Annotated in this window: 12 protein-coding genes; 2 read left to right on the top strand and 10 right to left on the bottom strand. The window is 35.9% G+C overall.

Translation table 11 applies throughout. The features are described from left to right. Positions 1 to 7 precede the first annotated feature (7 nt). From U8521_RS00060 to parE, 10 genes are all read right to left on the bottom strand, one after another. Positions 8 to 994: an ABC transporter permease subunit gene (locus tag U8521_RS00060; protein ID WP_334332502.1), complete on the bottom strand. Its 987-nt coding sequence runs from the start codon at positions 992 to 994 to the stop codon at positions 8 to 10. Next, entirely contained in the window at positions 978 to 2,477 is a 1,500-nt protein-coding gene (locus U8521_RS00055; RefSeq protein WP_334332503.1) for a sugar ABC transporter ATP-binding protein, read from the bottom strand. Before U8521_RS00055 ends, U8521_RS00060 begins: the two co-directional genes overlap by 17 nt. Positions 2,478 to 2,493: 16 nt before the next feature. Next, on the bottom strand, positions 2,494 to 2,886 hold the full coding sequence (gene rbsD, locus U8521_RS00050) for a D-ribose pyranase (protein ID WP_135373383.1): 393 nt from the start codon (positions 2,884 to 2,886) through the stop codon (positions 2,494 to 2,496). Further along, a complete protein-coding gene (locus U8521_RS00045) occupies positions 2,883 to 3,914 on the bottom strand; it encodes a LacI family DNA-binding transcriptional regulator (protein WP_334351454.1) in 1,032 nt (343 codons plus the stop codon). The genes rbsD and U8521_RS00045 overlap by 4 nt, the downstream gene beginning before the upstream one ends. 144 nt (positions 3,915 to 4,058) lie before the next feature. Next, positions 4,059 to 4,943 (bottom strand): ribose/proton symporter RbsU, encoded by an 885-nt coding sequence (gene rbsU / locus U8521_RS00040; RefSeq protein ID WP_334351453.1) that lies wholly within the window; start codon positions 4,941 to 4,943, stop codon positions 4,059 to 4,061. A gap of 277 nt (positions 4,944 to 5,220) precedes the next feature. Beyond that, a complete protein-coding gene (locus tag U8521_RS00035) occupies positions 5,221 to 6,153 on the bottom strand; it encodes a manganese-dependent inorganic pyrophosphatase (protein ID WP_334351452.1) in 933 nt (310 codons plus the stop codon). Between the two features lie 25 nt (positions 6,154 to 6,178). Further along, positions 6,179 to 6,784 carry a LysR family transcriptional regulator substrate-binding protein gene (locus tag U8521_RS00030; RefSeq protein WP_334351611.1) on the bottom strand — a complete coding sequence of 202 codons (606 nt, stop codon included), beginning with the start codon at positions 6,782 to 6,784 and terminating at the stop codon, positions 6,179 to 6,181. 6 nt (positions 6,785 to 6,790) lie between these two features. Then, positions 6,791 to 7,138 carry a LysR family transcriptional regulator gene (locus tag U8521_RS00025; RefSeq protein ID WP_334351451.1) on the bottom strand — a complete coding sequence of 116 codons (348 nt, stop codon included), beginning with the start codon at positions 7,136 to 7,138 and terminating at the stop codon, positions 6,791 to 6,793. Positions 7,139 to 7,227: 89 nt separating this feature from the next. After that, positions 7,228 to 9,672, bottom strand: coding sequence for a DNA topoisomerase IV subunit A (parC, locus tag U8521_RS00020; RefSeq protein ID WP_334351450.1), 2,445 nt, complete (start codon positions 9,670 to 9,672; stop codon positions 7,228 to 7,230). A 10-nt stretch (positions 9,673 to 9,682) separates the two neighbouring features. Further along, positions 9,683 to 11,686, bottom strand: a complete 2,004-nt coding sequence (gene parE / locus U8521_RS00015; protein WP_334351449.1) for a DNA topoisomerase IV subunit B — start codon at positions 11,684 to 11,686, stop codon at positions 9,683 to 9,685. 205 nt (positions 11,687 to 11,891) lie between these two features. On the opposite strand from parE, the gene plsY reads away from it, so the two are divergent. Both plsY and U8521_RS00005 read left to right on the top strand, forming a co-directional pair. Next, positions 11,892 to 12,512: a glycerol-3-phosphate 1-O-acyltransferase PlsY gene (plsY, locus tag U8521_RS00010; RefSeq protein ID WP_334332510.1), complete on the top strand. Its 621-nt coding sequence runs from the start codon at positions 11,892 to 11,894 to the stop codon at positions 12,510 to 12,512. A gap of 134 nt (positions 12,513 to 12,646) precedes the next feature. Next, positions 12,647 to 13,366 carry a DUF3862 domain-containing protein gene (locus U8521_RS00005; RefSeq protein ID WP_334351448.1) on the top strand — a complete coding sequence of 240 codons (720 nt, stop codon included), beginning with the start codon at positions 12,647 to 12,649 and terminating at the stop codon, positions 13,364 to 13,366. Positions 13,367 to 13,483 lie beyond the last annotated feature (117 nt).

The raw sequence follows: 13,483 nt of genomic DNA, 5'->3' as shown, positions 1-13,483 counted from the left end.
AATATGATTAATCATTTGATGAACGTCTATCAATAAGTACAGCGATTAAGATTACGATACCTTTAACAATTTGCTGATAGAAACTGGAAATTCCTAATAAGTTCATTCCATTATTCAAAGTACCGATAATCAAAGCACCAATTAAAGTTCCAAAAATCCTACCTTTACCACCAGCTAGAGAAGTTCCTCCTAGAACAACTGCGGCGATGGCATCCATTTCATATGAAGTACCAGCATCTGGTTGAGCTGAACTTAAACGAGAAGTTAAAATGATTCCCGCTAAAGCTGCCATTAATCCTGAAATGGTGTAGATCCACATGGTAACGACCTTAGTCTTAACACCAGCGATGTAAGCTGCTTGCTCGTTGCCACCTAAAGCATAAGTTTTGCGACCAAAAGTCGTCTTATGTAGTAATAAATATAAAATTAAATAAACAATTGCCATAATGAAAATTGGTACTGGTATTCCGAGTAAGTAACCACGACCCATGAATTGGAAAAGAAAACTATTATTCATTTTAGTTCCAGTAATCGGATTACCATTTGTAAAGACATAGGTTGCTCCACGAAAAATAGTCATTGTTGCTAAGGTAGCAATAAACGGAGCTGCTTTTCCATAGGCGATCAGAACACCGTTTAAAAAGCCAAGGATTCCACCCATTAATAATCCGACTAAGAGTGCTAATCCAGCTGACATACCACTGACTAACATTGAAGCGGTAACTGCACCTGTCAAAGCTAGGATCGAACCAACTGACAAATCGATTCCACCTGTCAAAATTACAAATGTCATACCAAAGGCAATAACTGCATTGATTGAAACCTGACGCAAAAGATTCAATAAATTACTTGGTTGAATAAAGCCGGGACTAAGTGCTGTGACTAAAATTATTAAGATGATCAAAGCTACTAAGGGTCCCATTTTACTAATAAATTTCTTAAAATCGAAACTCTTTTTTTCTTTAGATTGACTAACTTTAGTTTCCTGTTCCATCTTTGACTCCCCCTGTCGCTAAGGTCATAACTGATTCTTGAGTGGCGTTCTTAGTATCTACAATTCCAGTGATTTTCCCCTCATAGACGACCGCTATTTTATCGCTCATCCCAAGAACTTCTGGTAAGTCACTAGAAATCATAATAATAGCCACGTGACGGTCAGTTAATTCGTTCATTAGATCATAGATCTCACGTTTAGCACCAACATCGACACCACGAGTTGGTTCATCTAAAATCAAAACTCTCGAACCTGAGCCAACCCATTTAGCTAAAACAACTTTTTGCTGATTACCACCACTCAGACTACTAGCTGATACATCGGCACTTTGAGCTTTAACACTAAGGCGTTTTAGTAACATATTGGTAAAATCATTGATTGCTTTATCATCGATTAAGCCATGTTTTACAAAGCCATTGATGGAAGGTAAAACGATATTATCACGCAACGAATCATTTAAAATCAATCCTTCGTCTTTTCGATTCTCAGTTAAAAAGCCGATCTGATGTTTGATGGCTTCTTGTGGTGAATGAATATGTACTTCTTGCCCATCGATTAAAATTTTTCCTTCATTGTGAGGATCAATTCCAAAAATTGACCGCATAATTTCGGTCCTTCCGGCTCCCATCAAACCAGAAAAAGCTAAAATTTCCCCTTCATGAACTTTAAAATTAACATCTTTGAAGACCCCATTTTCAGTTAAATGCTGCACTTCTAAAGAAACTTTCCCAAATTTTGGATTTCGATCCGGATAAAAATCGCCAATTTCTCGACCAACCATATCCTTGACCAATTGCTTCATCGAAACATCCTTAGTGTGATATTCATTAATTGAGATACCGTCTCGCATAACTGTAACTTTATCAGCAATTTCAAATATCTCTTCCATTCGATGGGAAATATAAATGAAACCTACACCTTGTTCCTTTAATCCCCGAACTATTTCAAACAACTGTGCAATTTCATTTTCAGTTAAAGCAGCCGTTGGTTCATCCATGATGATAATTTTGGCATCTGTCATCAATGACTTGGCAATTTCAATCATCTGTTGGCGCCCAACACTTAAACTGCCAATTGGTCTGTCGACATCGATTTTTGCACCCAGTTTATCAAGATAAGTTTTGGCTTGTTCACGCATTTTATTTTCGTTCATCAAACCGAATTTGTTCTTGATCTCTTTATTCAAAAACATATTGTCGACGACTGACATTTCCAAGAAGTTATTCATTTCCTGATGAATAAAAGAAATTCCATGTTTCTCAGCATCAAGTGGTCCACTAAAATGTGCTTTTTGACCATCAACAAGAATCTCTCCTCCATCATCTCCATACAAACCAGTTAAGATATTCATTAAGGTAGATTTTCCAGCACCATTCTCTCCCATCAGCGCATGAACCTCACCTGATTGAACCGTGAAATTAACACCTTCCAAAACCTTATTAGTTCCAAAGGCTTTACTGATGTCTTTCATTTCAATCTTCATCAAGAATCACCCCCATTTAAAATGTGACTCCACTTTCCAAAATGATATTTGAATAAGGACTGGCTTCTCCTGTACGAATGAAAGCTTTATCAGAACTTAAATGTTTTTTCATCTCCTCATGTGGCATAAATTCAATGGGAACATCAATGATTTTCTTAATATTAGCTAATTGCTCTGGATTTTGAGTTTTAATTTCCTCAGCCAAATAAACCTTTTGAATCTGTAATTCAGACAGGACATTTTTTAAAACATCAATAAAACTTGGTAATCCTTTTTGAACTGCCAAATCGATTTTCTTTGTTCCAGCTGGTACTGGCATACCTGCATCTCCAATTGATAATGTGTCAAAATGACCCATATCAGCGATCACTGCTGAAATTTGTGTATTCAAAACTAATCCTTTTTTCACAATACACGTCCCCCTTCGTTTAATTTCCTGGTGGAATCTCCAATCTTCAATTTAGTATCTAAGACAATTTTCTTGCTAGGTCGGTTTGGATATTTTATTCGCTCAATCAACAGATCTACAACTTTTTGACCAATTAGATCAATTGGTTGTGCCATCGTTGTCAAACTAGGAATCAAATACTTATTCAAATTGAAGTCATCGAATCCAACCACTGAATAATCACCTGGAACTGTTTTTCCAAGCAGATTTAAACCTTTATAGATTCCCATCGCAACATCGTCATTAATCGCAATGATTGCCGTTGCGTCAGTTTTAACAATCTCCTTTGCCGCTTTAACACCACCTTCTGGATTGAAATCCGTACGAAAGATTAAATCTTCTGATACCTCAAGACCATGTTCAACGAAAGCTTGTGTATACCCGGTAAAACGTTTTACTAAATTCATTGTTAATTTCTTTGGTATCACAAAAGCAATTCGTCGATGATTTAATGAGATTAAATAATTTGCTATCTCCTTTCCAGATTTTTCTTCAGCAATCAATACTCGGTCATCATCAGTACTCAAATCTGCTTGATCAGTTAAAACCATTGGAATCTCGTTGTGAAGTGATAATTTATCGACAATTTCCTTTGAAGCACCAGGGGCAGCTAAAATTAATCCCTTTTGTGTTCCCGAAGCAAATTGTTCAATAAAATAATCAATATTTTCCTTAAATCCATTAACACTGAATATTTGTGGAAAATAGCCCTTCGGAATCGCTGCCTGTTCAATGCTTAGAGCTAAACAAGAAAAGAAAGGGTTTTTAATATTTGGAATCACGATTCCTAGAGAATTATTCCTCTGACCAACTAATCCTCGTGCGTAATAATCTGGATAATAATCCAAATCTAGTTGCGCTTGATGAACTTTTCTTTTTGTTTCACTGCTGAAACGTTCACCTTTGCCATTTAAGATCAACGAGACTGCAGTAACCGAAATACCAGCTTTCAACGCAACGTCTTTAATCGTTGTCTTATTTGCCTTCAAGTGAATCATCTCCGTATTTGGTAAACCGTTTTACTATTGTTTACAAACACATAATATTATCTTGCGTAAGCGCTGTCAACATTATTTTTATATATCATGGTAAAAAAATAGCCCTACCCTTTACCGGATAAGGACTATAGATTTTTAAATAAAAGCAGTAATAATTCCAGCAATCACAACTAAAACTAATCCTGATAAAACCATTACCATTTCTTTATGAGTTTTATGTTCATGTAAAATATAAATTCCACCTAAAGTGGCGATTAGAACATTCATCTGTGACAAAGTAAATCCAGTTGCCAAACCATTAACATCTTTTCTTGATGAGATCAAATAAGTCAAGGCAGCAAAAGCAAAAAAGATACCACTGATAATATTCAAATAAGTACTTTTAGAACGATATGGCTTAGCTTCACGATTGCTCTTAGTAATAAAGGCAAAAATTGTTGAAGCGACTGCCATCCCTAAAGCTTGTGGTAAAAAGGCTTGGAAGCCATCAACACTCACAGCTTGAGGGAAAGCAGAATAACCAACGTAACCGATTGTTGCAATTAAAACTAAAGTAACACCTTTAACGACATTTGATTCACTTTCAGAAACTTTCTTTTCGCTATACGTTGTCAAATAAACACCGATAATAATCAAAATGATTGAGAAGAAACCAACCAATTTAGCCGTCACACTTGGCCATTCACCTAAGACGATAACTCCCCATAAAGATGTACCAATCAATTGGAATCCAGTTGAAACAGGCATTGTCTTTGAAACACCCATTTCTGCGAACGCATAAAAAACCAAACTTTGTGCAATTGACCAACAAGCACCAGACAAGAAGGTAAATAAGAAATTTTTTCCTGTCAACATAGGTGTTTGCAAGACTAGCGATACAACTATAGCTGACAAAAATGTCCCGTAAGTTGCTCCAACGATTTGGTTGACTGGCTTCCCTCCGAACTTACCAGTCAAAATTGGGAAAACACCCCATCCAATCATTGGCATAAGGCCAATTAAAATATTCATAGCATTCATTAAATAAAAACTCCCTCTAATTTCAAAGTAAAAAAGCATTTTTCAGCAATATTGTTATTATAGCAAAGCCGAGAATGCGTTTTCAAGAAAAAAGCTCGTTTTCATTAATTTTATTGTTAGTTTTTTTACTTATTCACATATAATTAAATAGCAATCGTTGCTTGAAACGATAACATTTTAAAGCTTTTATTATTTATTAAATTATAAATGTAAGCGATTGATGTATTTGTTGAAAAAAATAAGGAATCCGAAAGGATTCCTTATTAATTAAATCATATTAGAATTTTGCATCCAATGGAGGAACAACTTGCTTCTTACGTGAAACAACGCCAGGTAGACTAGCCTTGTTATCTGAAACCTTAGTATTCAAAGCTTCTTCAAAAGTCTTGATAGCATTGTCATCACCAATAATGACACCAGTAGTATCACTAGTTAGGATGTTTGTAATCAATAGTACGAATAAGTTGTAACCATTCTTTTGATTTTCAGCTTTAATATCACTAACAAATTCAGCTTCACGCTTCAAAGTATCTTCGATATCAACTGTGTTAACTTGAGCAATACGAACGCTGTTACCATTCATATCAAAACTCTTAGCATCCATATCGATAAGTTCTTGTGTTGACTTGCTGTCAAGGTTAGTACCAGCCTTCAACATTTCAAGACCATAAGCTTCATAGTCGATTCCAGCAATCTTAGCGAGATCCTTTAAAGCTTTGCGGTCAACATCTGTTGTTGTAGGTGATTTCAAAAGCAATGTATCTGAAATGATTGATGAAGCCATCAAACCTGCAATCTTAGCTGGAATTTCAATTTCATTTTCTTGATACATTTCCCAAATGATTGTACTTACACAACCAACAGGTTCAGCACGATAGTAAAGAGGCAATTTTGTTTCAAAGTTAGCAATACGGTGATGATCAACAACATGTGTAACTTGAACATCGTCAATATCAGAAACACTTTGTTGTTTTTCATTGTGATCAACAAGCATAACTTTCTTAACTTCACCATTGATAGCTGAAATAACACGTGGGTATTTAGCATCAAAATGATCGTAAACAAATTTTGTTTCTAGATTTGGTTCTCCTAAAGCAACAGCTTCAGTATCATAACCTAGTTTATTTTGTAAATATGAATAAGCAACAGCTGCTGAAACAGCATCTGTATCAGGATTTCTATGTCCAAAAACTAATTCTTTCTCTGGCATTTGTTTGTGCGCCCCTTTTTAAAATTTATCTTGAAGATTTAAGACGGTCAATATAACTCATCTCTTCTAAGAAATTATCCCATTCACTAAGGAAATCTTCAATACGCGGAATCTTTTCTTTATCCTCTCGATATACAAATGATAAATCACTTGTGATAGCTGGTTCAAGTGGTGTTTGATAAAGTTTAAACATTGATTTGTGAGCAATGCAAAAACTCTGTGGTAAAACTGTATAAACGTCATCTGATTGTTGAGTGAATTTCAACAATTGATATGGTGAGGAAAATCTCGCAATGACTTTAGGAAAATCAATCAATTCATCACGATATTTTTCACTGATCAATTCAGAGAAATAATAACTCTTCAAATAAGTTGCCCAAGGTTTCGCCGTGGCATCTTTAAAAGTAACACTCTTTTGGTTACTAAATTTTTTATTGTTGTGGATCAACATGATCTCATCACTCATGATTTTCTTAGACCGGTATTGTTTCCAACTCTTAATACTTTTATCTGGTAAGTACATAATTGCTAAATCGATGCGATTGTTTTGGATACTGTCCCACAACTCTTTACGAGTCAAAAGATTCAGATCAATGATCACGTCTGGATTAATACGATTATATTCAACGATAAAGTCCTAAATAACCATTGACTCAGCCGTTGATAACAAGCCAATACTGATCGTACCAGAACGTTCTGATGACTCTTGTTGAATCTGATCAGTAACATTATTGATCATACTAAACATCTGATGTGTGGTCTTTAATAACAAAGTCCCAGCATCAGTTAGATAAATCTTTTTGCCAATACTATAAAACAGTGGAGCACCAACAACCCGTTCAATTTTTTTGATTTGTTGTGTCAAAGCCGGTTGCGTGATACCTAGCAGTTGTGCTGTTTTGGTATAACTCATATTTTTGGTCAATTCATCAAAGTAATTTAAAGCTTTGGAACTAAAAACTCTTCTTGATTTTTCATCTAACAATAAAGAGTCCTCCTAATATTTATGAAAGTAATTTGTAATGCATTTAATAAGATAATAATACTATATAACTACAAAATCTGTTAATTATATTAATTATTATCTACAATCTTTTTCACAAATCTAATTGGATTACCGTCAGATTCAGGATCCATGATAAATGACCCATTTGAGTAGCGGTCCGCATTTTGATGCATTGAAATATCAATCGGCAATTCTTTATTAGTATCAGTCACAATTGATAATTGCAAATTATTAGAGATATTCGTTACTAGTAAAATTCGATGTGGTTGACGTTTCAATTCACGTAAAGTCAAGACACCACGACGAGCACGACTTGTTACAGGAATTTCTGACAACTTCATCTGTTTGTATGAACCACGTTGCGTTAAGACGGCAATCTTATCATCGTCATTATCGGTAATAAAGTAACCAGCTAATTCATCGTCTGCCTTCAAACTAACGAATTTAACACCGATAGCTTTTCCACTAACCACTGGAACTTCTTCGATAGGGAAAGCTGAAGCATAGGAATGTTTTGTAAAGACATAAACTAATTGCAAGGAGTCGTTTGGTACGTAGTAGACATCCATCACTCTGGCATTATCCGTCTTTAACTTGCAATACTTCGAGGCACGAGACTTATAAGTTCGTCCCGGCAATAAATCACTAAAGGCAACTTGTTTAATATAATTTTCATTAGTACCAATCAAGAAATTACCAGTTTCTTTTAAATCTTTAAAGACGAAGGCCTTCAAAATTGATTCATCACTATCCAAACCAATTTCCTGAGAAAGATGTGAACCCGTATCCTTCCAACGACTATCATCAACTTCAAAAATTTGGCGGTAAATCAAATTACCCTTATCGGTAAAAATGAACAAGTGATCCAAAGTATTAACATTCTCGTCAATAATTGGATAATCCTCATTTTTCAAACCATTATCGCCGGCATCAGAGGCTTGATAAGAACGCAAACTGCTGCGTTTTACATAGCCATCATGACTGACCAACAGACGGACATCTTCACTGGCAACCATAACGGTCGTGTCAACTTCAATCTCTTCGACCTTAGCCTCAATCTTTGTTCTACGCTTGTCAGCATAGCTATCACGCACTTGAGTCAGCTCTTTCTTGATGACACTCATTAAAGTTGCGTGATCACTAATAATCTCATTCAACTGATCAATTTGCTCATGAAGTTCTTTATCTTCTTGTTGCAGCTCAGTAACATCAGTATTAGTTAGGCGATAAAGTTGCAAGGAAACAATTGCTTCCGCTTGTTCATCACTAAATTGATAACTCTTGATCAAATTATTTTTAGCATCGGATTTATTCTTACTTGAACGAATCGTTTTAATTACCTTATCAAGAATTGACAGTGCCTTAATCAAGCCTTCCACGATGTGCAGACGTTTTTTGGCTTTAGCCATATCAAATTTACTACGACGTAAGACGACGTCTTCTTGATGTTTAATATATTCCTTCAAGATTTTGATCAAACCGACCTGTTGAGGACGCATGTCAGCAATGGCAACCATATTAAAGTTGTATGAAACTTGCAAATCAGTATTCTTGAACATGTAATTCAAAATACCGTTGGCGTCAACATCCCGTTTCAATTCGATAACGATCGACAATCCTTGACGGTCACTTTCATCACGGACTTCAGCGATTCCTTCAACTTTTTTCATCACACGGATTTCGTCCATTTTCTTGACTAATTGTGCTTTGTTAACTTCATAAGGAATCTCTGTAATAACGATCTGTTGTTTATGACCACGAATCTCCTGAATCGAAGTCTTAGAACGAATATAAACGCGACCTCGACCAGTCGTATAAGCATCTTTGATACCTTGTTTACCTTGTAAAATACCACCTGTTGGAAAATCTGGTCCCTTAACGATCTTCATCAAATCGTCTAAAGTCACATCAGGTTCGTCAATCATCTTGATAACAGCATCGATGACTTCACCTAAGTTATGAGGTGGAATTTCAGTCGCATAACCTGCTGAGATTCCGGTAGCACCATTTACTAATAAATTAGGGAAACGGGCTGGTAACACTTTTGGTTCTTTTTCGGTATCATCAAAATTCCATTCTTCATCAACAGTGTTTTTATTGATGTCACGTAGCATTTCCGTTGAAATCTTACTTAAACGTGCTTCGGTATAACGCATAGCAGCTGGTGGATCACCATCCATTGAACCGTTATTACCGTGCATCTCAATCAATGGATTTCTTAATTTCCAATCCTGTGAGAGACGAACCATCGCTTCATAAATCGATGAATCACCGTGAGGATGGAAGTTACCCATGACGTTACCAACACCCTTAGCTGACTTACGAAAGCCTTTGTCGTAAGTGTTACCATCCAAGAACATTGAATAAAGGATTCTTCGCTGAACTGGTTTTAAGCCATCACGAATATCTGGCAACGCTCTTTCTTGAATAATTGATTTTGAATATCTCGCAAATCGATCTCCCATGATTTTTTCGAGCGAAATATCTTGAATTTTAGGAGAATTTTCAGTCACTATGTATCACCTATTCCTTATTCAATAAATCGTCGACAAGTTTGCTGTCAATTGGATCAGCATCATCATCAACTTTCTCCAGAATGTTATCCCCTTCTTCAGTACCATTGAAGCGAACATTCGATTCGATCCAATCACGTCTTGGTTTAACCTTGTCACCCATCAAAGTTGTTACTCGACGTTCTGCTAAAGCAGCATCATCGATATTAACTCGGATCAAAATACGATTCTTAGGATCCATAGTTGTCTTCCAAAGTTGGTCGGCATTCATTTCACCTAAACCTTTGAATCGTTGTAAATCATAACCTTTACCCATGTCTTTAATACCATCTTTAAGTTCATCAGGGGTCCAGCAATACTTAGTCTTAACCTTGGCACCTTTACCCTTTTGCAAACGATAAAGTGGCGACAAAGCAATATAGACGTGACCCGATTCAACTAGTGGTCTCATATAGCGATAGAAGAAAGTTAATAACAAAATCTGAATATGTGAACCATCATCATCAGCATCAGTCATAATGATAACTTTGTCATAATTACGATCTTCAAGTTTGAAGTCAGCTCCAACACCGGCTCCAATCGTATAGATCATGGTATTGATCTCTTCATTTTTATAAATATCTTCAAGTTTTGCTTTTTGAGTATTTAAAACTTTTCCACGTAAAGGTAAGATAGCTTGGAATTTACGATCCCGTCCTTGTTTAGCAGAACCTCCAGCAGAATCACCCTCGACTAGGAACAATTCATTCTTGTCAGGATTCTTTGATTGAGCAGGTGTTAATTTACCTGACAGCAAACCATCAGTTTTCTTATTCTTTTTGCCGTTACGAGAACTCTCACGAGCTTTACGAGCCGCATTTCTAGCTTCACGGGCTTTCAAAGCCTTTTTAACGAGCATTTGGGCTTGCTCACCGTTTTCCATCAGATAAAAGCTCATTTGTTCATAAACCAACTGATCGACTGCTGAACGAGCCTGAGGAGTACCTAATTTACCTTTAGTCTGACCCTCAAACTGTAAGATCTCTTCTGGAATTCTAACAGAGATGATAGCTGACAAACCTTCACGGACATCACTACCTTCAAGATTTTTGCTGTTCTCTTTCAGGAGACCGACCTTACGAGCATAATCGTTGAAAGCTTTAGTCAAGCCAGATTTCATTCCAACTTCATGCGTCCCGCCATCAGCAGTACGAACGTTATTGACAAAGGAGATGATGTTTTCTGAATAGCCGTCATTGTATTGACCAGCAAATTCAATCTCCATATCTGAATTAGTTCCTTCGACGTAGAAGATTCCACCAAGGGCATCTTTTCCTTCGTTAAGATACTTAACAAATGATTGAATTCCATCTTCATAATGAAAAACATCAGTCCGTTCTTCTTCACCACGTTTGTCAGTTATAGTAAATTTGACACCTTTAAGCAAGAAAGCTGATTCACGTAATCTTTCTGCTAATGTATCGTAATTAAATTTGGTCGTTTGAAAAATCGTTTCATCAGGTTTGAAACTAATTGTCGTTCCAGAACCCTCTTTGGTAGAACCAGTTTTCTTCAGTGTACCAACTGGATGACCACCATTTTCAAAACGTTCTTCGTAAACTTTATGATCACGAACTACTCGAACAGTCATCCAATCTGACAAAGCATTGACAACTGATGAACCAACACCATGAAGTCCACCTGAAGTTTTATAGCTATTCTCAGAGAATTTACCTCCAGCATGCAAAACCGTCAAGATAACTTCAATCGTTGGTTTTCCACTGGAGTGCATCCCGGTTGGCATCCCACGTCCATGGTCAACGACCGTAATACTATTATCCTTGTTGATCGAAACATTAATTTCCTTACCAAATCCAGATAAGGCCTCATCAACTGCATTATCAACAATTTCATAAACCAAGTGATGTAAACCACGTGAATCTGTAGAACCAATGTACATCCCTGGTCTTTTTCGTACAGCTTCTAATCCTTCAAGGATTTGAATTGACGAATCATCATAAGATGATTTAGGCATTTATATCATTCCTTTTCATTTACTACGTAGTGCGATATTTCAATATTATAACACTATTAGCTTAACACGAATATATGTTCGTACATAAGATTTCTTTTATTTTTTGCTGAAATAGTGGATAATATCTAAGTCGGTATCTATAATTCTTATAAAAGCACCATGAATTACAATATACCAAAAATAAAGCTAAAAGAGTGATTTTTTAATGAAACTTCTCATTTGTGCAATCCTAGCCTATCTAATTGGCTCATTTCCCACGGCCTATATCGTCGGTAAAGTCTTTTTTCACAAGAATATTTTCGACTACGGTAGTGGAAACGTTGGTACAACCAATGCGTATCGTGTATTTGGAAAATTTGCCGGTACTGCAGTTTTAATAATTGATATTCTTAAGGGTACCTTAGGAGCTTTGATGCCATTATTCTTTGGACTCGATAAACATTGGGTCCTATTTATCGGAATCTTTGCAGTTATCGGACACTGCTTCTCAATTTTCCTAAAATTTAAAGGTGGAAAAGCTGTCGCCACTAGTGCTGGAATTTTATTAGCTTATAATCCGTTATTATTTTTTATTTGCTTTATCTTTCTAGCAACCATCGTCTATGTAACTAGTATGGTCAGTGTAGCCAGTTTAACGACGGTTCTCTTCTTTACAATTGCCAGTTTATTCTTACACGATTGGATTTTAACAGTAGTCGCAGCAATCGTCACGGTCATTGTATATATCCGTCATATCCCTAACATTAAACGACTTCTCAAGGGAAAAGAAAATTTGGTTTCAATCGGATTGAGGTACAAAAAGCAGCAAAAACAGCAACAAAAATAGTACCTGACAAAGCATCCAGTCAAAAATATTTTGGCTGGTTTTTTATTGTTTATTTTTCTTAAAAAAAGCCCAATTCTTTTTGGTTACTGATAAAATATGATTAAAGTAATATCGTCATTTAGGGGGATTTTGAGATGACTAGTAAAAAGTATCCAAGTCGGGCACAGTATCGACAAGAACACAATATTAAACCACCAAAAAAGGCTTTTTACAAAAAGTGGTGGTTCTGGTTGATCATTGTTATTTTAATCGTCGGAGGGGTTCTCTTTGGGACTTTCGGTAGTTTTTATACACCTAAAAAGAATGAAACTACTACCACACAAACATCCAAAAAGAAATCAACTAAAAAAGAACCTAAAAAGTCCACTAAAGAAATCACTGGGGTTAGTCTAAAACAATACAATGGTATTTATCTAAGTGAAAAAGACGGTTTGTCTTCAGACATTTTAACAGAATACTTCGGCAAACCCGATGAAAGTTCTGTCAGCAAGGTTGATGACCTCCAAACTAACGTCGATACATGGGAAAAAGTCGCTAACGGTACTAAAAATTCCAAAGTTATCGTTCACTTTTATAATGATCATGCTGTTACCAAGTCGATTTCTGGTTTAAAAGTGACTCGAAATGAAAAAATCACCCTTAAAAAGTATCAAGAACTTCAGAATGGTCAAACTTCAACCGAGGTTCTCAATGCTTTGGGCAACCCAAATACTTATAGTGAATCCATGATAAATGGGACTTCCACTAAAGTCTTTAAATATACAACTGGTTTGAATGGGGAGCAAGGTGCAGAAATTACCATTACGTTCAATAACGATACCGTTGATGGTAAGAATCAAACTGGACTAAAATAAATAATTTAAAAAATAAGCCTGACATTATGAAGTGCTTCATAATTGTTAGACAAGAAATCTAATGATTATGGAGCACTTTTTGTATGGTTAAATATAGTTTTGATTTGAAAGCAAAAG

This window comes from Companilactobacillus miaonis, from assembly GCF_036913615.1.
Lineage (GTDB): Bacteria > Bacillota > Bacilli > Lactobacillales > Lactobacillaceae > Companilactobacillus.
Note: the sequence above shows the minus strand (reverse complement) of the source record. Positions and strands in the feature narration are given on the sequence as shown.